The organism is Desulfovibrio gilichinskyi, from assembly GCF_900177375.1.
In the GTDB taxonomy this organism is placed as follows: Bacteria; Desulfobacterota; Desulfovibrionia; order Desulfovibrionales; family Desulfovibrionaceae; genus Maridesulfovibrio; species Maridesulfovibrio gilichinskyi.
Map to the genome: position 1 here is coordinate 399,655 of NZ_FWZU01000002.1, position 21,100 is coordinate 420,754.

Consider the following 21,100-nt stretch of genomic DNA (forward strand, 5'->3'; position numbering starts at 1 on the left):
TAAATTTTTCACGCTATTTCCGAGAGTATAGTTCAGGAGTTTAATTTGGGAATCGCCTCTGATCTTGTAATACTTATTTTAGCCGGGTTACTCGGTGGATTCGCGGCTCGCTTACTACGCCAGCCGCTATTGCTTGGCTATATTGTCGCCGGAGTTATTGTAGGCCCGTATACAGGCGGAATAACAGTCTCAGGTGTTCATGATATAGAGTTGCTCGCGGAAATAGGGGTTGCGCTGCTTCTGTTTACCCTCGGCATTGAATTCTCTATCAAAGAATTAAAACCTGTCAAAGCTGTGGCGTTGCTCGGTACACCGTTGCAGATAGTTTTAACGATGGCTTTCGGGTGGGGAATAGGGTCGCTTATGGGTTGGGATTCGCACCTCTCGCTGTGGTTCGGTGCTTTTATATCCCTTTCAAGTACGATGGTTGTCTTAAAAACCCTTGAAAGCCGTGGGCTGGTGGGAACTCTTTCCAGCAGGGTAATGATCGGAATGCTTGTTGTTCAGGATCTGGTTGTGGTCCCGATGCTTATCCTCATGCCTCAGTTAGGCTCAGACGCTTTCGGACTGGGGCAGGTTGGTTTTGCCGCGCTTAAAACGGTCTTGTTTCTGGCTTCAATGTTTTTATTGGGAACGCGTATTATTCCTCACGTTATGAAAATTGTTGCAAGCTGGAATTCCCGTGAAACATTTATGCTTACTTGCAGCGGTATCGGTCTAGGGATCGGATATGCTACACACATGCTGGGATTGTCCTTCGCTTTCGGGGCATTTGTCGCGGGCATGGTACTTAGTGAATCTAAATATGCTTACCAGGCTTTAAGCGATATTCTTCCTCTCCGTGACGTATTCAGTCTGATATTTTTTGCATCAATAGGGATGCTTATAAATCCTGTATTTATTTGGCATAACTTAACTACCATTCTTTTGCTGACATTTTGTATTTTTATAGGCAAGGGGATTATTTTCGGATGTATCTCGTACTTATTCAATTATAAGAATGTGATACCTTTAGCCCTTGGTCTTGGCATGTTTCAGGTCGGTGAGCTCTCTTTTCTGCTGTTGCAGCAAGGGGCTGAATCAGGTTCATTTCCCAGAGAATATTTTCCGCTGTTTATGGGGACAGGAATTCTCACCATGATGCTGACTCCGATTCTCTCATCACTTACTTCGCCGCTATATTCTTTTTTTAAAAAACGTACTGGGTGGAACCCGTTACAAACAGTGCATATTCCCATAGAAGGTTTGGAGCAGCATGTAGTTATTCTAGGCGGTGGAAGATTCGGTTCTTATGTTGCTGGAGTTCTGGAGACAGTCGATATCCCTTATGTCATTATTGAGCTTAATTCCAACAAAGTTGAGGAGGCAGTTGAGAGGGGGCAGGATGTTATTTACGGAGATGCCGCACAGGAGATAGTATTAAATGCTGCGGAAGTTTCGCGTGCACGTATGGTGCTTATGACAATACCCTCTATTAACGGGTCCGGTGCTGTTTTTGAAAAATTGAAAAAGCTCGCTCCTGGAACGCCTGTTGTGGCTCTGTCCAGAAATCAGGAGCAGTTAGAGGTTCTTAATAGTTTAGGAGTGCATAATATTATTATGCCTGAATTTGAAACCAGTCTCGAAATGATTCGTCAGATACTGCGCCATTTCAGTCTGCCTGCAGCAGAAGTTCAGAATGTAATGGATTCCATGCGCAGAGACAGGTATACAACAGATGTTGAACGGCAGAACCCCGAGCATGAGCTGCTGTCTACTCTACGAGCAGCATCTGACTCTATTGAGCTTACTTGGGTGCAAGTAGGAGATAAGTCGTGTCTAGCAGGGCAGACTTTGGCCGAAAGCAGGATAAGAACTGTTACAGGCGTTTCCGTTGCCGGTGTTCTCAGGGGGGAAAAGTTCAGTATTAATCCTGATGGACATTTTGAGTTACACGCTGGAGATTTTGTCGGAATTATGGGGTCAAAGAATAATATTATTAAATTTAATGAATTTGCAGCTGTTGCGGGAGTAAGCTCTGTTTCTGAGTAAGTTACTATAATAATATTAAAAGGTATTTATGAATAATTTAAAAAAGAGTTTTTTGAAGGCATTTGTCGGACTTAGTTTTTTAGTCTCTATGGGGTGTGCTGTAGTAAATATTCCAACTCCGCACGGCATGACGGATGGTCCTGATTCCGGAGCCTCCGCTGAAAAAGTTTTATCTTTTTTCGACTCCATTCCTTATCGCGAAGATGGTGCTATCAATAAAGCAGGGGACTTTACTCTTTTTGCGGATCAGCAGGCACGTTTTGACACTTCAGGGCTTAATTGCAGCGGCTTCACTGTGGCTGCTTCCCGTTATTTTTTTAAGCGTGACTACGTGCTGAATGATGTTATGATTGACCGGCTTGCAGACAGTGGTCCTGATGCTGAAAATGGCGAAGACTGGGATTTCGGCTATGATGTTATTTTGAACCTGACCGAGGGAATGGACCGTAAAGTAATGCTTCCTTTCGGCAAAAATGCGGATATTTCCAGCAGTAACGGGATGACCCTGCGTGGTTTTGATTTGCATGATCTAAAGGCATGGACCGACGTGATTTCTAAGATGAAAAAAGGCAGTGTTTACCTGTTTTCTATGAGTAAGCCTGTCAGTTTTAAGAATTACAAGCTGCTTCATTACCACGTAGGAGTGATTGTTCCTGATGGAGAAGGACATGTCTGGCTGTGTCATGCTACTCATAAAGCAGGTGTTAACAAGGTGGATATAACTTCACTAGAGAATCTTAAACGTGTTGTTGATGCGAACCCTGACAGTAAGCTTGGGAAACGCATGATTCTTATTGTTGAGGCTCCCTTGAAATAAGAGATCTTTTTTCTAGCAATTGGTATCGGTATTTTTGTGAGGAACTGAAACTATGTTTTCGGAAAATGTCAGCTTTGCATTAGGACTCACTCTGTTTGCGGGGCTTTCTACAGGGATTGGTTCTGCTTTGGCTTTTTTTGCCAAAAAGACAAACACCCGTTTTTTATCTATTTCGTTAGGATTTTCAGCCGGAGTAATGATCTACGTCTCTTTTATGGAGATTATGAATAAAGCTAAAACAGCTTTACAGGCTGATCTGGGAAATATTGTTGGAACATGGGTGGCAGTCGGAGCTTTTTTTGGCGGTATATTGTTTATTGCCTTAATTGATAAACTAGTTCCAAGTTACGAAAATCCTCATGAAATGCACCGCGTTGAGGAAATGAACGAGAACGATCCGTTTGCCGGAAAGAGTAAGAAAAAACTTTTACGAATGGGAATGATGTCGGCTCTTGCAATCGGTATTCATAATTTCCCGGAAGGTCTTGCCACGTTCACAGCAGCTCTGAAAGACCCGCACCTCGGCGTAGCTATCGCAGTTGCAATTGCGATCCATAATATTCCTGAAGGAATTGCTGTCTCCGTTCCCATCTATTATGCAACCGGCAGTAAGAAAAAAGCTTTTGCTTATTCATTCTTGTCCGGCATTGCAGAGCCGGTAGGAGCTCTTGTCGGGTATGTGCTGCTTATGCCTTTCATGTCTGATACTGTCTTCGGGGTGATTTTCGCCGGGGTTGCCGGTATTATGGTTTTTATTTCCTTTGATGAACTCTTGCCTGCGGCTGAAGAATACGGGGAGCATCACCTTTCAATTTATGGATTGATTGCCGGTATGGTGGTAATGGCTATCTCGTTGCTGTTATTCTTGTAGTAGAATATGATAGGTATAATTTCTAAGGTAAACATGAACCAATAGATATAAGGAGTAGCAATGGGGAAAATAAATATTGGAATTCAAGGCTTCACCATGCCTATGCCTCAGACCATTTTGGGATGCCGTCAAGGTGGGCGTAGCAATTTTATGGCTTTGGCCTGGACTACAAGGGTTAACTATAATCCTGCTTTAATTATGGCCGCAGTAGGCAAAAAACATTTTTCCAATTCCGCCATTAAAGAGTCAGGTGAGTTCAGTGTGAATATCCCTTCCTCAGATATGGTCGAAATTACAGATTTTGTTGGATTAGTCTCCGGCAGTCAGCTTGATAAATCTGAATTGTTCACAATTCATAAGGGTGAACTTGAAAATGCCCCTATCATTGTTGAATGCCCTATGGGGATAGAGTGCAAGGTTCTTGACTCCATGGAGTTGCCTAACGACACTCTCTTTGTCGGAGAGGTTATTGCTACATGGTGTAACGAAGGAGTGCTAACTGACGGAATGCCTGATATTAAAAAGGTCAATCCTTTCACTCTGACAATGCCTGACAATCGTTATTGGGCGGTTGGAGAATGCATCGGTCGGGCGTGGCATGAAGGAAAGAGTTTAAAGTAACAACACTAAATCATTTTGTAAGATGAATTTACTGCTAACAAAAATACCCCTGAAACATATGTTTCAGGGGTATTTTTGTTAGTTCTGTTTAGCGGATATTCTAGTGGATGCCGTGCTCATTCATAAACTGTGAGTACTTGTGGTCGACAATCATGATGTGTTTAACCAGCCAGTCTTTTAAGAATCTTATGACCTCACTGGAAACGATTGCCTTACCTGAAGCCAGTCCTTTTCCGAATTCTTCAATCTTGCCTTCAAAGGTGCGGTGAAGTTTTTTATGGGAAACTGCATCAGGGTATTTGTACTTGTCAAAAATCTTTTCTTCGTATCCGAAGTGATATTTAGTGTACTCAAGCAGTTTGTCCACAATTTCTTTGACTGCAGCATTTGCTTTGCGTTGGCGCATTGCCTGATAGAGCTCGTTAATCATGTTGATCAAAGTCATGTGGTGCTCATCAATTGTTCTGACATTTACAGAAAGGTCGTCAAACCATTCAACTATCTTGCCGGAACTTGTATCCACAATTTTACCGGTTGAAATACCCTGAACAATTGAGTCGAGCTCTTCAATTACACCTGCAATTTCCGCAAGAGCTCTGGCTGAATCAGTCATCCCTTCTGACGTTTCCTGTGAAATTCTGGCTACATCACTGATTGCCATATTGATTTCTTCTGAAGCTGCCGACTGTTCTTCGCTGGCTGCTGCGATTGATTCAACCTGAGAGTTGGTGTCATCAACCATTCCGACAATAGCATTCATCAGGTTGCCGGATTTAGCTGCTGATTCTGTGGAGTGAACAATTTCTTCGGCCGCAGCCTCTACAGCAGTTATGTTTTCGCGTGCGTTGGCTTGGATTGTTGATACAGCGTTACCGACATCTTTTGTTGCGTTCATGGTTTTTTCTGCCAGCTTGCGAACTTCGTCAGCAACAACTGCAAATCCGCGTCCTGCATCCCCTGCTCTGGCTGCTTCAATCGCTGCGTTGAGGGCCAGCAGGTTAGTCTGGTCGGCAATATCGGTTATGACGGTCATAATTTTGCCGATGTTATCTGCTTGCTGACCAAGAGAGCCCATGGTTGTTTTTAAATTAAGGATAGTTCCTTTAATCTGTTCAAATGATTTAATAGCACCGATTACGCCTTCAGCGCCTTGCTGTGCATTCTCTTTAGATTGACTTGAGCTTTTGGCGGCCATGGAAGCGTTTTGCGCAACTTCAAGTACTGTGCTGTTCATTTCTTCCATAGCAGTGGCTGTTTCAGTTATTCTGTCGCGTTGTATAATCATTCCAGTGCTGACTTGATTTATCTGAGCACTGAGTTCTTCAATCCCTGAAAACAGTTTTCCTGAAATACCCTGAGCGTTGGAAGCTGATTTGAGAATAGTCTCCATAGCGGTTTTTACATCTTTCAGTTCCGTTTGCGAAACTTTAAGTCTCTGTTCAAAATTTTCAGCTTTAGTTTCAAGTTCTTTGTTGCGTTTATTGCTTTCCTCTGTTTTTAAACTGAGAGCTTCGAATGCTGCATGCAGATTATTCCCGACTTCAAGCACTTCATTATCAAGTTCTTGCGGCAGAATTGATTTTGCTATGCCTTTCTTTATGTCTTTTGCATACTTGCTAAGTAAAACAAGCTGGTCGAAGATGTTAGAATTAATAGTAATTAATGAAAAAACAGTACCGATGATGGCGATGACTAGAAATGAAATCTGCCATATGATCATTGATCCGCCTGATGATGCAGCAGGCGAGAAAGTGGAAGCAAATAAAGCTGCAGTCATAATGAGCACTACAGTGAGTGAGAGGCTAAGCCTCGTTTTAGATGTCATATATACTCCTTGGAGGTGTGAAAATTTAATATTCTAAGTGCTTTTGCAAACTATAAAAAATACCTAGAATAAGCAAGGGAATAAATAATAATAATTCTTGTTAAGATTATATCTGTATTAAATTATTAAATAATATAAAAAAGTTATTACTCACTTAATTTGGGTAACGAGTCTGCAACATGTTTTATCACCGCTCGCATCCAAATATGTGCCGGATCGTTGTTATTAACAGCATGCCAGTGTTGATAAATTTCAAAAATTGTATTTTCAAGCGGGAGTTTGATAATACGAAGCGGCATGATTTCAGTATATACCTGAGCCAGCCTCTCGGCAAGCGACCCGATAAGGTTGGACGAACTGACAAGAGAAGGAATTACTACTTCCTGCTGTACAACAACTTTTATTTTTCGCTGAACCCCTTTGTGATATAAATAGTCCTCAAGAAATCCCAAACCTGATTCAGATAGAGAAAGGGCTACAAATTCTGCTTTTGACAACTCTTCCTCTGTCATTACTTCTCCTGTTACAGGATGATCTTTGCGCAGAACACAAACTTCTCTGTCTTGAAAAAGTTGTTCCTTAAACACTCCCGCGCCATAATCTCTTGAACAACCGATAAAAATATCCAGTTTCCCGTTTTGCAGCATTGCAGTGCGCTGTTCGTATGTTGCCTGAACAATTCGCAGTGTGATATTTGGGGCTTCATTCTGAATTTTAGAAATTATTTCCGGTAGTAACAGGTTGCAAAGATAATCACTTAACCCCAGGCAGAAAGTCCTGTTGGAAGATTTCGGGGAAAATTCACCTCGGTCGTCAAGAGATTCAAGAATTTTCTTTAAGGACGGAGCCAGCGTTTTATGAAGCTCTACGCAGAGCGGAGTCGGGTCCATGCTATTTCCACGGCGGATGAAAAGACGGTCCTCGAAGTGATCCCTGAGCTTTGAAAGAGCGTGGCTGATTGCGGATTGAGTCATAAACAGTTTTTTCCCGGCAAGCGTAAGGCTGCGTTCGCAAAAAACCGTATCGAGTATTACAAGTAGGTTAAGATCAAAATTTGCTGGATTAGTTTTGCTCATACGGGGAATGAATACCTTTCAGTGGTAATAATAAGTTAAGCAGAGTAGCTGTTGAATCTAAAAAGTTGCTGATGTCTTACTACTTCATTTAAAAGGAAATTAGAATGCTAGCTGTTTATGGTTCAATCGCAATTGTAGTTGCCTCATCTGTTACATATCATCTTGCTCAAAAAAGTATATCCGGCGGCAGTTCTCTGTTTGCTTCTCTGGCATCTGCGTATGCTATGGCCATGCTGCTCAGTCTTGTCGGGATGTATTTTCAAACAGGGCGTATAGACATTACGGAAATCTTCAGTACTCGAAATTGGCAGGTTTTACTTCTTGGTTTGGCTATTTTCGGGATTGAGGTCGGCGTTCTGCTTACTTACAGGGCCGGGGCCAGTATCAGTACCCTTCCTATTATAGTAAACGGAGTGGTCATGGCCTGCCTCATACCTCTAGGAATGTTGCTTTATCGTGAACATTTAACCATAAATTCAGTGATTGGTATCATACTTATCGCCTCCGGAATGTGGGTTCTGTGTGTTTCCGGACATGCATAATTTTCATTAATAATAAAGTAGTTGCATCGTCTGGAATTTTAATTAAGTTCTGCTTTTTTAAATAGTTCCTGGGCAGCTTCTGTATTCTTAATTTTTCTGAGAGTCTGGCTGAATTCTTCAGCTAACTGTTCATAACCAGGTTTTTTGGAAAAAGCTAAATATAGAGCTGCGCGGTGGACTGGTAGTGAACTGTAAGAAAATTGATCAGTAAGATTTAAGCTTTGCAGTGTGTATAGGGCTACATTTTTGTACGCAATGACAAGATCGATTCTTTTGGCCTGAAGCTTAAGGAAATTAAGTTTTAAAGAGCTTACTTTTTCTTTGCTGAATAAGTTGCTTTGGTCGAATTCCTTTCCATATGAATATCCATCAATTGTGCCGATTCTTTTACCGGCCAGTGAAGAAATACCATCAAATTTAAAAGTATCATCTTTGCGGTGAAATACTACTATATCAATTACTGATATGGGTTCATCGGGAAAAATTAGAAATCGGTCTCGTTCTTTGGTTTTTGCTGTTCCTGGGATTCCGTCTGACCGCTGAGTTTCCGCCATTCGTAATGCTCTTTCCCATGGAACAAAAGCAAGTGTATATGGAATTTTCATCTCTTTGAAAGTTAGATCTAATATTTCGCAGTAAATACCTTTGTTTTCGCCGTCTACTTGATAATAGAGCGGGGGAAAAGGATCGGTGATAAGGGTAAGGAGTTCTCTGGCTATCGAAGGTGTCGGTATGAATAAAGCGATTAACATGATGGCAGTGATCAATGTTTTCATACTGATTTTCCTTTTAGTTGGATACATGCTTTTATGCAACGCTAACAGTATGTTAAGTAACTGGCTAAAGCTATTGATACAAATTTAGATCTGTCTGAATCACCGCGGGAAGGAACAACCACCGGGATATCACTTCCTACCACAACACTTGCCATGCATTTACCTGCGATTGTACTTAATGCTTTGTAGAGGATGTTACCACTTTCGATGTCAGGTGTGCAGAGTATATCAGCATGTCCGGCAACAAGGTTTGTTACTCCTTTACGAGCCGCAGCTGAAGGAGAGATCGCAATATCAAGAGCCAGCGGCCCGGCAACAAATGCATCCCCGAAAGCTCCCTCAACAGACATTTTTGCAAGTATGTCTGCGTCAAGAGTTGCCGGCATTGCCGGATAATTCACTTTTTCAATTGCAGCCAGGACCGCAACCTTAGGGTTTTGTATTCCAAGCTTACGGGCCACTTGCAGTGCATTGCGGATAATATCCGCTTTTCGCTGTAAGTTAGGCTTAATATTAACTCCGGCATCAGTTATTAAAATAAGCCTTTCAGATTCAGATGATTCAAATACCGCAACATGGCTGATGATACCTTTGGTCGGTACTCCGGTTTCCTTATTCAAAATTGCTTTTAATACAACACTGGTACTGACAAGACCCTTCATAATGAGTGCGGCTTTGCCGTCTTTAAAAAGTTGAACAGCTTTTGCTACGGCCGCTGCATCATCATTTTCTTCGTAAAAATCGAATCCGTCTATGTTCAGACCGTATTCTTTTGATACCGCAGCGGCTTTTTCACGATTCCCTATAAATATCGGCTCGGCAATTCCTGCTTCATTGGCCTCAATGGCGGATCTTATTACGAATTCTTCTGCGCAAGGAGCTATTGCCACTTTAGGTTTTCCGCCGCATCGGCGTACATTTTTAATGAGTTCGTCCAGTGAAGTTATAGTCATGGGCGCACCTTTATAAAATTATTCATGTGTCTGAGATGTGACTAAACGGGAAAGTTAATCATCGCCTCTTTTAAGCGCGATCATTCCTGTGCGGCACATACTTTTGATTCCGATAGGCTGGAGCATTTTGATAAGTCCTTCGACTCGTTCCTGATCTCCGCTGAGCTCAACCGTAATAGTTTTTTGTCCCATGCCTACTACGTCCGCCCTGAAAACTTCAAAAATCTGCATAAGCTGGCACATGGAATCTTTCGTGACATCAACTTTTAATAAGACAAGTTCACGGTCGACAAAATCTTTACGTGCCAGATCATCCAATTTTATCACAAAATCCATCGCCTGTAGATCTTTTGTTACCTTTGCAATGTCTTCGTCACTTCCCTGCGCACAGATAACCATTCTTGATACGTCCATATTTTCGGTTTCACCGCAGGATATGGATGTAATGTTAATACCGTTTTTTTGAAAAGCAGCTGAAGATTCTGCCAGAACTCCGGCTCTGTTTCTCACCAGTGCTGAGATTGTATGTTGCATTCGGTACTCCTTATATTTGGTAAGGTCTGAAAGTCTATTACAGGATGAATGTACACTCAATTTCGGACGCTAACAAGCCGATCAGCTTGTTGAACGGGGTAAAAAAAGGATAATTTATATGCGGAAGGGCTGAATAATTATGTTCTACCAAGTGGAAAATAGAGATGAAAAAGCGGAGTTAAATAGAAGTCAGACCTGGCGGACAGAATCCGTCTGATCTCATTTTGATAAGTTGCAATGCCACCGCTGCCGGTTGCGGTTTATCAAAATAGAATCCCTGCACACAGTCGCAACCGATTTCTTTAAGCAGAGTCAGCTGCTGTCTGGTTTCAACTCCTTCAGCAATAACATCCATGCTGAGGCTGTGTCCCAGAGCATTTACTGCGCGGACAATTTCAAGCGACTCGTGATCTATTGCCATACGGCTGATGAACGATCTGTCAATTTTTACTGTTGAGGCAGGGAATCTTTGTAATTGCGACAGGGATGAGTAGCCTGTTCCGAAATCGTCAACCGCAAGTCTGATGCCCATCTCGACGATCTTTTTAAGATTTAAAGTGGATGCGGCGTTTCTTTCCATGATTGCGGATTCGGTAATTTCAAGTTTCAACATATCTGAGGGGAAATTTGTGTCGCTGAGTGTTTTTGAAATTGAATCAGCAAGATCAGGGCGGGAAAGTTGGCCTGATGATAAATTGACAGTGAGGAACATGTCTCTGGATGAAGGATATTCAGATAACCATGCAGCAAATTCGTGACAGGATTTTTGCAGCATTAATCTGTCCAGTTTTACAATCAGCCCTGTTTCCTCTGCAATAGGAATTATTTGGTCAGGGGTTATGAAACCTCTTTCAGGGTGATTCCAGCGTATAAGGGCTTCAAATCCGGCCAGTCTTTTAGTGTGTAAACAGTAAATAGGCTGGAAATAAGGAATAAACTCATCTTCAGGAAGACCTTGTCTGATTTCTGTCTCAATAAGCATATTTTCAAGTGCTTTTTCATGCATAGCTTTATTGAAAACTTTGAACTTATTAACACCCTGTTTTTTTGCTTTATACATGCTTATGTCTGCATCACGCAGAATATGCTCAGGGTGTTCATATGCCGCAGTTTTAAAGACAATTCCAATACTTGTACTGATAACAACTTCTTTTTCGGCAACAGTTATCGGCTTACGTATTTTATTTCTAATACTCCTGATTATTTGTATTACCTGCTGAGGGGTTCTGAAATATTCGATAAGTATTGCATATTCGTCCCCGCCCATTCTGGCGATTGTATCTACGGGGCGAAGACAGCTTTTAATCCTTTCACCGACTTTAATTAAAAGAGAGTCGCCTGCCTGATGCCCAAGACTGTCGTTTATGCGTTTGAACATATCAATATCAAGCATAAGAACCGCAAAATTATGATCAGGCTGTTTCTGTGAGCGGTAAAGGGCCTGCTCAAGGCGTTCAAGAAATAGAGTGCGGTTAGGCAGACCTGTCAGAGAATCATGCAGTGATTGGTGAGAGAGTTTGCGCTCAAATTCTTTGCGGTGCGAAATGTCATCGTAGATAATGAATGTTCCGGAGATTTTATCATCATAAACAAAAGGGTACCCGAGAATAGAGACCGGAATTAATCTGCCGTTCTTATGCTTGCGCAGGTCTTCGGTCCTAAATGTCATGCCTGATAAAATCTTCTTGAAATTTTCTTTAATCGCACCTTCACCGCTAGGACAGAGATTCTCACAGCAAGGGGCCATCTGTTCTGTTGTGTATCCGAAAAGCCCGGTAAAGGCTTTATTGGTTGACATTATATTTCCCTCTGAATCAGTCAGAGCAATGGCCTGTGGTGAGCTTTCAAAAAGCTGCATGAAGCGTGCTTTATGTTTGAAAGCATTTCTTTCTGCCACTATTCTCGGCGTAGAATCAAAGGCGGTTCCTGAATATAAAACGGGCTTTCCTTCATCATCATACATCGTTGAAATATTGATGGAGCACCATTTTTCTATATTATCTTTATGTTTGATGCGAATGCGTTTTCCGCTGACAGCACCATTTCTGAGCAGCTCTTTCAGCAGGTTTACCCAGTCTCGCGTGCTATGGAAATAATCAGAAGCATTGGGGCATTGCTCCTTCATCTGTGTGGCAGAATCATAGCCCATGATTCTCTCCATTGCGGGGTTGGCCATGAGTATCTCACCGTCAATCGATGTCTGAAAAATTGCAACAGTGGCATTTTCAAATATTGAGCGGAATTTTTTTTCACTTGCCAGCAGGGCCTTTTCAGTCTGCCTGCGTTTAATTGCAGACGCTATCTGGTCGGAAATTGCGACCATTAAATCAACGTCTTGTTCTGTATATGTATTATCAGATTTGTAAGACTGAATTGTCATCACACCAACGACTTGATTACCGTGGATAAGCGGCACTCCAAGCCATGATTTTGCTGATGACCCGAGAGTCGGCAATCCCTCTTGGCGATACTGAGTAATATTTTTTTCTTCTATCAGAAGAGGTTTTCGGCGTTTAATAACTTCTGCGCTGAGGCTGTTGATATTTTTGATAACAATTCGTTCGTTTGGTGAAATACATTTCTTCTCGTCAGAATAATAAGGAAATGAAAGGGTTTCATCTTTATCGTCATAAAGAGCAACATAGAAATTTTCAGCCTCGGTAAATGGCTTAAGAGTTTCATGTATGAATTGGAATAAACTGAAATTGTCAGTAGTTGATTTAGCGGCTGATGAAATTTTGTAAAGGATAAGATTAATGTTTTCAGTTTGTTTGCGGGCAGAAACATCCCGCAGTGTTTCGATCGCGCCTATTATTTCGCCGGTATTATCAGTAATCGGTGCGGCTTGAACCCAAAGGTGTGTATTTTTTCTATGGGCGAGGTTTTGAACTATGATTTCAGCGGCTAAAGACTTCCCTTGTCGCCTGATAGATTGATATTTAATAAGATCGGTCGCCTCGCAGCCCCGAACGATGTCAATTAATCCCGGTTTTCTTGTGCCGTGAACAAGATTTATGTATTCAAAATCGCCTTTACCTATAACTTTTTCTGCCGCTACTCCTGTTAGTTTTTCAAGTGCCGGATTCCATGCTATTATAATACCGTTTTTATCAATAACAAATGAAGGGTCCGGCAGAAAATGGAGTATTTTGATGAAGAAAGATTCCGGAGTAATCATGGATGCATCAAGGCTGGAATATGTTTTGTCTACGAGCATCAGAAAAGAGTTCATTTTCTCAAGTGAATACGCCGTAGAGATCCCGATTGTCTCTTCTAATTGTTTTAGTAGTAACTTGTGCATCTGATTATTTTGATTACTGTATAAATCTTTGCTCTGCAAGGTTTCTGTTTGTTTTGTCAGGAAATAATGCAGTTATCCTGATGGATTATAAAATCTATCATTGCCCTTGTTTTATGGGAATGAGGGAAACAGTTGGCTCGCCATTAGCATTGCGCGTCCCGCTTATAAGATAATATTCCCCATTAGGAATACTGATTTCCCATATATTTTCATTACATGATCCGGAAATTGTTTTCTCCACTATTTGAAAAAATGAATCATTTTCTAACTTTGAAATTGTGAAGTCTTTAAAATATTGAGGAGGCTTACTTCCTTTTGGAAATCCGTTTAAACCGAACTTGATAGTTCTCCAGTTTGAATAATAAGCGGTGCTTTCAGCCGTTGCATTCTGCTTCCCTGTCATGGAACTTTTTTCAGGGTAAAACGGGGTCCATTTCTGTCCGTCGAATAGCTCTGCCCAGCCTTGCTCATCAAGATATCTGGCAGGGATGCCTGCTGAACGCAGAGCTGCAACCGCAAAAATATTTATCTCGTCATCATTTGATGCCCTGTTGGAAGTGAATACTCCTAAGGGAGTTAAGCTGTTTCCCAGAGGACCGCGGGTGACCGTTGATAAGCTTTGAACGAATCGACTTACAGAGTTTATTTTGTCTGAAATTTTATCACCTTTTTTCAGTCTGAAGAAAGGGTATAAACTACTCCGCCATGGTTGAAGTTGCTCATACATGATCCGCGGACTTAAGACGTATTGCGTGAATATTTTGTCGTCATATTTAAGCCCGGCTTTGCCGGCATCTTCTCTGGCTTTAAGAGCTAAATCTGCATTCGATATCAGTTCATTGGAACTGATTTTTATGAGGTCGGCAGTTTCCATCTGGCGAATAGTTTCAGCCATAAACTCGCTTTCTTTTTCAGAACAGCTATTTAAGGCCTCAAGTATTTCCGGAGTGTTCAGTCCCGCTTTTGCAATGGAGGAAGACAAAGCTGTATCAAATATCTCAGCCCCTTTTTTCATACCTTCAAATTTTGCAAGTCGGTCTTTTTTTAAGGAATCGAATTCAATTTTTTTAGCTCCTTCTGAATTTTTTGCAGGAGCGGATTGCGCAAGTTTATCACTGTAGTTAAAGCGGAAAAGAATTGTTCCTTCAGGTTTATTGTTCGGGGAAAGTTTCAGCTGAATATCTTTACGTGAAGTTTCTTCTCCTGGAATCCATGTTGAGGCTGCGTATGCGGTTGCATTTTCATATGCGGCAGAGACAAAGACAGATCCCGGACCAAGAATAATGCTTGTTTTCCCGTTTTCATCGGTTTGTTTAGCCGCAACAGGGCGCAATGATGCATAGTTGAAAACTGAAAAATAAACTGTGACTTTGTTAAGCGGTTTGTTGTCACTATCAGTTACAAGAATTTCAGCGCGGCTGGCTGGAGCATACATGGAAGTCGTATTTAAAAGAGTACAACCTACTCTGCGTCCCAAGACCGGAAACTCAGGTTGCTTAACGTTGCCGTATGCATAAGATTCAACAAGCGGAGCTTTGCGTACAGATCCGCTGAACCAAGCGTAATCGAGTCCGTAGTCAGGATTTGCAGATTCCAGATAATGCCATTTCCCATCAATTAAAACTTCGGTCCATGTATGATTATCGTTTGAGTGCTGCCATGCAGGAACCATTGCCTGACGGGCCGGAATCCCTACACTTCTCAACGCGCAGACTGTAAAAATAACGGCTTCTTCGCATCGGCCGTATCCTCTGTTTATAGTCATCAGAGGATTTTGGTCCCAACGTTGTGTGGATTCGAATCCCGTCTTTGAAAAGCACCACAGGTTTACCGCAAGAACAGCTTCCCGCATGGTTTTGCACTTTGATACAATGGGCAAAAGTTCCTGATAGAAAATTTTACGCCACTTAACTGCTTCTTCCTGACTGACTCTGTGCGGCAGAACATAATTTAAAAAATCTGCCCATGAAACATCCTTTCCCCATAATGTGGATTCTCTGGCAAGAAATGCATAATCCAGATTCTCGATGAGTAATTCGCTTGGAAGCGTGGCACTGTCGCAGGGTGGAAGGTTGGCGGTTAGAAACTCCGCCGCTTGCATTTTCTCGTGATTATTATTGAATTTATACAAAAAAGTTTCAATCTGCGCGCGATTTCCGCCAGCGGTATCAAGTACTGATTCAATGTTTTTTTTGTATGGGGAATACAGTGTTTTACTTTGGTGCATGGTGGAGCACCCTGAAGTGAAGAGGATCAGACAAACGCAGAAAGAGATAATTGCGGGGAGTGTTAATTTATTACAATTTTGCATAGCGCAGACGTAGCACAGAGGGAGTCTACCTGTCATTGCGTAAACTGCGGTCTGCTTACGCGGTAATATGATAAAAAGCGGAAAATGAGATAAGGGTTCACAATATTAAAATTGTAAACCCTTATTTTTAAGATCTATTAAATTATAAATGCTTAAAATAAAGTGCTATTGCTTCTTGAGTTTTGGAAAGTTCACACGGTCAGAAGTTATTTGCACGGTGCGATGATAGGTTACAGTCGGTTCTCCGAAAAGCATCATATATCCTACTTCGTGATCATCAGGGATACCAAGCTCTGTTAACAGCTCAGGAGCGAATTCGTTCAATGACATTATGGCCAGGCCGCACCATGTTGTTCCAAGTCCCATAGTTGCGGATTGCAGTTCAAAGTAGCTGAGGGCTATGACACAGTCAGCAAGCGGAGTACCTATGCCGCGCGGAGCTGAAGCTATGATCATATGAGGTGCGTGACGGTAGATATAGTCAGCTCCGTTCTGCCAGCCGTGAATATAGCCGACCAGCCATTTTTGTTTATCTGAAAGAGGCTCATTGCGGTTAATTTTATCCTGAATAGCAGTGTAGGTCCGCTGGCGGAGTGTATCCATGGTCTCGATATCGTTTATTACTGTCAGCAAAACCTTTTGTCTGTTCATACCTGTCGGAGCGTAGGCGATAATTTTAAGCAGTTTGTCCAGAGTTTCTGCGTCAACATTTTCCTGACGGTATTGCCTTGTTGATCGGCGGCTTTTGATAAGGTTTTCCATTTGTAATGATGACGGGACATCTGCCGGAAGCTGGAGGCTGTCTTGGGGGTCAAGACCCATGATGCTTAATGCTCCGGTGGGGCAGACTGCAAGACAGTGCTGGCACTGGAGACAATTATTCTCCCCACCTGAAATTATGGAGGGAATGCCGTCTGAAAGTTCTATAATTTGATGAATGCAGTCCGCTGCGCAATCTCCGCACCCTATACACAACTCTTCGTCAATTTTCAGCTGAATCATTTTTTTCTCCTGATATGCCATGATTTTTTATTTTATTTATTTTAACCGCTTAAACAACATGCTTGTCTTATTAGCACTCTTACAGTATAAAAGGAAAGTAGATACCTTTTTGTGCTGTAGTATCTAAATGGAAACTATAGAGTTAAGACTGGAGAAATTATGGCTGAATGCCCGTTTAAAAAAAGCGGACGGCATGAATATCATTGCAGCATGGAGTTGACAGTGCATGTTATCGGCGGCAAATGGAAAATGATTATCCTTCATCAGCTGGAGCGGAGCGAAACACTTCGTTTTGGGGAGCTTAAGCAGATAATTCCTAATATTACTCAGAAAATGCTGACTCAGCAATTGAGAGAACTTGAAGATGACGGTCTTATCAATCGCGTTGTATACGCGGTAGTTCCGCCGAAAGTGGAATATTCACTGACGGAGCTGGGACAGACTGTTATTCCTGTGTTGCAACACTTGACTAAGTGGGGGCAGCAGTACGCCGAAATACGCAAGGTAGATGAATTCTGCGAAGAAGCTGTATAGCCTGAACTAAAAAACAAAAGACCGGAATGTTGACATTCCGGTCTTTCATTATCTCTTAAAGCAATTAAGCAATCGTTTTTCAGAGGATTCTAACTCTATTAACCGCAGCTTCCGCAACTTCCGCAGCAACCGCCTTCAGATGTTTCGAAAACGAGAGAAGAAGAAACTTCAATACCCATAGGGGTCAGATTAATTTCCATCGGTTTAGCCTGATCTAGCAAATCTTTATCCACTACGAAATCATAACCTTCTAGAGTAATGGTTTCATCGCCTTCTTTTGCTGCGTCAAGGCCTAATGCAAGGCGACTTCCGCTACAAGCAGATGCAATATATATACGGATAGGTTCTTTGTCTTTGCCTTCAAAATGCTGGTCAAGAACTTCTTTCGCTTCGGTTGTAATTTTGAGCATTTATATTCTCCTAATTTGGTTTAGTTGTTTAGAAGGATAGCCTTCATTTTGTGTATGTCAACAGGATAGGCAGAAAAAATTTCATACTATTTATGTATGTAAAGTTTTCAGTGTAGATCTATCAATAAAATCTATCACTCAGGTAGCTTTGTTTCTGGTTTGTTTTCAGAAAGAAACCTTCCCGGAGAAATTCCTATTACACGCTTAAAGTTCCGTGAAAAATGACTTTGGTCAAAAAAACCTGAATAAAGTGCCGCTTCAGCAAGTGTTATCCCCATTTTTATTAAATGCTCAGATTCACGCACTCTGCAATGGATCAGGTATTCCTGCGGAGATATTCCGTATTTTTTTACAAAAAGTTTTTGAAGATGAAATGAGCTGATGCATGCGATATCGGACAGATTATTAAGTGTCAGATTGTTTCGGAAATTTTCAGCTATAAAAGATTTAACTCGTGCAAGAGCTTCGTTCTGCTGTCCGCCGTCTTCTTCAACAGGAGGGGACGTGCTTAAATTTTGAATTGCATGGTAAAGAAAGGTGTTTAAGCTTATCTGCCGTTCTAAGCTTGCGCCGGGTGTTCCAAGCAGTTTAAAAAAAATATTAAACGATTCTATGTCAGCATTGCGATAAATCAGATGCGGGTTGAATGCCGGAGCCGAATAGTGTTTTCCGCAAATATCTTCAGCCAGTTTTTGCAGGAAGTATTTTTCGACACATAAAGATCGATATGAGTGCGGACCGTTTGTCCCCTTGGAAAAGGATTCACAGCTGTGAGAAGTGCCGGGGGGGAGTATGCTCATTTCCCCGGCACTGAATTCGACTGCTTGTGAATGAAACTTAATTTTGCGACTGCCGGAATCAATCAGGCTGAAAATGTAACCTGAATGAACGTGGCGGGGGAATTTATTGGCAATGTTTACAGCCTCCACAGCTGTTGCATAAGCCATTCCCTCGAGTTCATGGAATATGAGTTTTTCATTCTTATTCGGGATCATCTGTTCACGACTGTATCAAGAGGATGATTCAAAATCTACTTAGTTCAGTTCTGCCGAGTGCATTTTCAACGGTCTATTTAGACAAGAGCAGGAAAGAACTTTGCAAGCAGAACCAGACCTTCACTTCCGGCCTTAACACTGTGTGTCTTTCCTTTGGGGATAATTGTTGTCCGCCCCGGATGATAGCTAACATTTTTTTCTGCCAGCTTAGCCTCGCCGCTTCCTTTGATTACTTCATGCAGTTCCCACTGGTTTTCATGAGTATGCGTTTCAAGTGTGCATCCAGGGTCGATGCGGACTATGTGGCAGCTTAGCTGTCCGTCTGTCTTTGATCCGGTGATAAGATGTTTCAGGGAAACTCCTTCAAATGCCGGATGCGGATTCCAATTTAAATCTGAGCAGTTGGTGGAATCATTAAGGTATTCGATAGATCCATTTGAAATGAGAGCGGATATTTCTTCGGGCTGCATGGTGATGCTCCTTACGCTGAAGGTTTTGCTGTTTTTATTTAAACAGCGGTTGATGTTCAGCAGGTAATAGCCGGAAAAAATTGGCGCGGGATTGTATGATCTTGTGAAATTAAGAATGTTTTTGCGGGGAGTAAATTAAGTATGCGGCAGGGGCGCGGTGTATATATTAAAGAGGCTGTGCTGAAGCACAGCCTCTTTTAAGAAAAACTAAACTAATTCAAGTTCAAATGCCGGAGGATTGATCAAATGTTTTTTTACAGTGCAGAGGTCAATGGTCCTTAGCAGAGCCGCTTTGTACTTTTCCGGAAAACCTTCCGGCAAAGTAAGCAGGTAATTAACTTTTGATATGTGAGATGTTTCTGGATTCTGAACGTATTCAACGTTAAGCGCGATGCCGTTCATTGTGATTGCTTTGGATTCACAGAAATTGCGTGCATAGTAAGCTGCGCAGGTTGCAAGAGATGTTATAAACAAATCAAGCGGGCTGGGTGCTGAGCCTTCTCCGCCTTTATCAACCGGTAAATCTGTACCGGCAGTAAAGCCGTCACCGGTTGCATTAAGTTTCTTTCCCTCACCAAATTCTACTTTTATTTTTTTAAGCATAATTACCCCGAATTAAGTTGCTTGGGTTTTGGAATGCGATATTCGTGGGGGAAATTTGCTTCACTTACGGATAAAAATCAATGGGTGAAGCTCTTAAAAAAAGTGTTTTATGTTAATTGGTATATGATTTTAAAAATACTTTCTTTTGGACGATTTTATACATGCTTTTCCGTTGCATGTGTCTTCAAGCACCTTTTCAAAATCAATTTCAGTAGACATTCTGAATCCGCACCCTTCAGGGAGCTGTCCGTGCTGTAAAAAAATAGATGGGGATGGGAAAGTTCTGCAAAGCGTCGGGCGATTTTCGTAGTCCGTGCACAGTCCGTCTTCTCCTAAATGCGTGCAGGCAAATTTCAGAAAACCGTCTTCGGTTTTCCCTATAATTTTAAAAAAATTGAGATGCGGATTTTTAATTGATGCCTTGCGGACCTGCTTTTCACTGCGCAGCCATGTGGAGTCAACATAAAGTGAAATCTCACGACAGCATTTTCCGCACATGTTGCACGAGCCGCGGATAACCACGACTTGTTTTCGTTTTTTCAGCCGCCACAGGCGAAATAGAGAAGCCATATTGTGTAAAAAGGACATTGGTATCTATTGGGTTTAAGGTCACTTGAATTAGTAATTAATATTAGCAAAGAATTGTGATTGCAAGGATATGATAGCAGGAACCGAGAATAAAAGAAAAACCCCGATGATACGTGAGTGGAATCCGCATCATCGGGGTTTGCAGGAGTGGAGGCCCGCGCCTGAGCCTCCGTCTGCTACAATATTGTTCCGGGGACTGAACAAAGGAAGTGGAGGTAGGATGTATTTTATTAAAGAGTACTTACAAACATAGGTGCCTTATCTGCGTGGTGAGTGAATCCGCAGTGTTTGTAGAATTCTACTTTTTCATTCATGGAAATCAAAATCTTGCGTGGAATATCACTGTATGTGTCCAGCATTGTATCTACTAGCTTTTTGCCAATGCCGTGGCCCTGATAAGCTGGATGCACAAGCAGGTATTGAAAATATACGGTGAGCACTGTGTCAGTCATTGAATTAATCAGACCTACCAAAGTGGTGCCATCCCATGCCGAATAAACTTTATGTGAGTTGAACATGGCTTTTTGCAGCTTCTGCGGATAATTTCCTGATTCCCAATTAACGGAAAGAAAGAGCTTTTCGAGTTCTTCGGGACTTAAGTCTTTTGTCCAGCTGTAAGTAATAGCCATGATTTTACTCCTTTCTTGTTGTCGTTGAGATAGGTGTAAATTAGCTGATATCTATATGTCTAATATATAATGTACTACATATTGATACTTAAAAAGTCTTGATATGGTCAGATGAATGGCATTAACTTATGATGGCAGTATGTTGAGATAATATTTAGCAGTTAGCTTCGGCGGTGCTGAGTATAAAATAAACGGGATTAAGTCAGTTTAA

Annotated in this window: 20 protein-coding genes; 6 read left to right on the forward strand and 14 right to left on the reverse strand. The window is 41.8% G+C overall.

Annotated features, from left to right (window positions below):
• The first annotated feature begins 45 nt into the window (after positions 1 to 45).
• From B9N78_RS06715 to B9N78_RS06730, 4 genes are read left to right on the forward strand one after another with little or no spacing between them, the layout of a single operon-like run.
• The gene (locus B9N78_RS06715; protein WP_085100245.1) at positions 46 to 2,031 is read left to right on the forward strand and encodes a monovalent cation:proton antiporter family protein; all 1,986 of its coding nucleotides are present in this window, start codon (positions 46 to 48) and stop codon (positions 2,029 to 2,031) included.
• 28 nt (positions 2,032 to 2,059) lie between these two features.
• Positions 2,060 to 2,848 (forward strand): hypothetical protein, encoded by a 789-nt coding sequence (locus B9N78_RS06720; protein ID WP_085100248.1) that lies wholly within the window; start codon positions 2,060 to 2,062, stop codon positions 2,846 to 2,848.
• Positions 2,849 to 2,900: 52 nt separating this feature from the next.
• Positions 2,901 to 3,719 carry a zinc transporter ZupT gene (gene zupT / locus B9N78_RS06725; protein WP_085100251.1) on the forward strand — a complete coding sequence of 273 codons (819 nt, stop codon included), beginning with the start codon at positions 2,901 to 2,903 and terminating at the stop codon, positions 3,717 to 3,719.
• Between the two features lie 60 nt (positions 3,720 to 3,779).
• Positions 3,780 to 4,340 carry a flavin reductase family protein gene (locus B9N78_RS06730; protein ID WP_085100254.1) on the forward strand — a complete coding sequence of 187 codons (561 nt, stop codon included), beginning with the start codon at positions 3,780 to 3,782 and terminating at the stop codon, positions 4,338 to 4,340.
• 100 nt (positions 4,341 to 4,440) lie between these two features.
• Here the strand turns inward: B9N78_RS06730 and B9N78_RS06735 are convergent, their stop codons facing one another.
• Complete coding sequence (locus B9N78_RS06735) at positions 4,441 to 6,165, reverse strand: bacteriohemerythrin (RefSeq protein ID WP_085100256.1); 1,725 nt, start codon at positions 6,163 to 6,165, stop codon at positions 4,441 to 4,443.
• Between the two features lie 146 nt (positions 6,166 to 6,311).
• Positions 6,312 to 7,241: a LysR family transcriptional regulator gene (locus B9N78_RS06740; protein WP_085100259.1), complete on the reverse strand. Its 930-nt coding sequence runs from the start codon at positions 7,239 to 7,241 to the stop codon at positions 6,312 to 6,314.
• Positions 7,242 to 7,345: 104 nt separating this feature from the next.
• Between B9N78_RS06740 and B9N78_RS06745 the strand changes: the two genes are divergently transcribed.
• Complete coding sequence (locus tag B9N78_RS06745; protein WP_085100262.1) at positions 7,346 to 7,783, forward strand: hypothetical protein; 438 nt, start codon at positions 7,346 to 7,348, stop codon at positions 7,781 to 7,783.
• Between the two features lie 38 nt (positions 7,784 to 7,821).
• On the opposite strand, the gene B9N78_RS06750 is transcribed toward B9N78_RS06745, so the two are convergent.
• The 6 genes from B9N78_RS06750 to B9N78_RS06775 form a co-directional block, all read right to left on the reverse strand.
• The gene (locus tag B9N78_RS06750) at positions 7,822 to 8,559 is read right to left on the reverse strand and encodes a substrate-binding periplasmic protein (protein WP_170921387.1); all 738 of its coding nucleotides are present in this window, start codon (positions 8,557 to 8,559) and stop codon (positions 7,822 to 7,824) included.
• 41 nt (positions 8,560 to 8,600) lie between these two features.
• Positions 8,601 to 9,512, reverse strand: a complete 912-nt coding sequence (locus tag B9N78_RS06755) for a bifunctional enoyl-CoA hydratase/phosphate acetyltransferase (protein ID WP_085100268.1) — start codon at positions 9,510 to 9,512, stop codon at positions 8,601 to 8,603.
• A gap of 54 nt (positions 9,513 to 9,566) precedes the next feature.
• Positions 9,567 to 10,046 carry an acetolactate synthase small subunit gene (ilvN, locus tag B9N78_RS06760; RefSeq protein WP_085100271.1) on the reverse strand — a complete coding sequence of 160 codons (480 nt, stop codon included), beginning with the start codon at positions 10,044 to 10,046 and terminating at the stop codon, positions 9,567 to 9,569.
• A gap of 178 nt (positions 10,047 to 10,224) precedes the next feature.
• The gene (locus B9N78_RS06765; protein WP_245805487.1) at positions 10,225 to 13,278 is read right to left on the reverse strand and encodes a bifunctional diguanylate cyclase/phosphodiesterase; all 3,054 of its coding nucleotides are present in this window, start codon (positions 13,276 to 13,278) and stop codon (positions 10,225 to 10,227) included.
• 166 nt (positions 13,279 to 13,444) lie between these two features.
• Entirely contained in the window at positions 13,445 to 15,574 is a 2,130-nt protein-coding gene (locus tag B9N78_RS06770; RefSeq protein ID WP_245805488.1) for a transglutaminase domain-containing protein, read from the reverse strand.
• Positions 15,575 to 15,823: 249 nt separating this feature from the next.
• Positions 15,824 to 16,660 (reverse strand): nitroreductase family protein, encoded by an 837-nt coding sequence (locus B9N78_RS06775; protein ID WP_170921388.1) that lies wholly within the window; start codon positions 16,658 to 16,660, stop codon positions 15,824 to 15,826.
• 159 nt (positions 16,661 to 16,819) lie between these two features.
• Here B9N78_RS06775 and B9N78_RS06780 point away from each other — a divergent pair, with 159 nt between their 5' ends.
• On the forward strand, positions 16,820 to 17,194 hold the full coding sequence (locus B9N78_RS06780; RefSeq protein WP_085100277.1) for a winged helix-turn-helix transcriptional regulator: 375 nt from the start codon (positions 16,820 to 16,822) through the stop codon (positions 17,192 to 17,194).
• Positions 17,195 to 17,292: 98 nt separating this feature from the next.
• Here B9N78_RS06780 and B9N78_RS06785 read toward each other — a convergent pair whose 3' ends face one another.
• From B9N78_RS06785 to B9N78_RS06810, 6 genes are all read right to left on the reverse strand, one after another.
• A complete protein-coding gene (locus tag B9N78_RS06785) occupies positions 17,293 to 17,604 on the reverse strand; it encodes a heme biosynthesis protein HemY (RefSeq protein ID WP_085100280.1) in 312 nt (103 codons plus the stop codon).
• Between the two features lie 134 nt (positions 17,605 to 17,738).
• Positions 17,739 to 18,599, reverse strand: a complete 861-nt coding sequence (locus tag B9N78_RS06790; protein WP_085100283.1) for an AraC family transcriptional regulator — start codon at positions 18,597 to 18,599, stop codon at positions 17,739 to 17,741.
• Positions 18,600 to 18,676: 77 nt separating this feature from the next.
• Positions 18,677 to 19,069, reverse strand: coding sequence for a cupin domain-containing protein (locus B9N78_RS06795; RefSeq protein ID WP_085100286.1), 393 nt, complete (start codon positions 19,067 to 19,069; stop codon positions 18,677 to 18,679).
• A 207-nt stretch (positions 19,070 to 19,276) separates the two neighbouring features.
• Complete coding sequence (locus B9N78_RS06800) at positions 19,277 to 19,672, reverse strand: OsmC family protein (RefSeq protein WP_085100289.1); 396 nt, start codon at positions 19,670 to 19,672, stop codon at positions 19,277 to 19,279.
• Positions 19,673 to 19,801: 129 nt separating this feature from the next.
• Positions 19,802 to 20,260, reverse strand: coding sequence for a YkgJ family cysteine cluster protein (locus tag B9N78_RS06805; RefSeq protein ID WP_085100292.1), 459 nt, complete (start codon positions 20,258 to 20,260; stop codon positions 19,802 to 19,804).
• Positions 20,261 to 20,490: 230 nt separating this feature from the next.
• Positions 20,491 to 20,889 (reverse strand): GNAT family N-acetyltransferase, encoded by a 399-nt coding sequence (locus B9N78_RS06810; RefSeq protein ID WP_085100295.1) that lies wholly within the window; start codon positions 20,887 to 20,889, stop codon positions 20,491 to 20,493.
• Positions 20,890 to 21,100 lie beyond the last annotated feature (211 nt).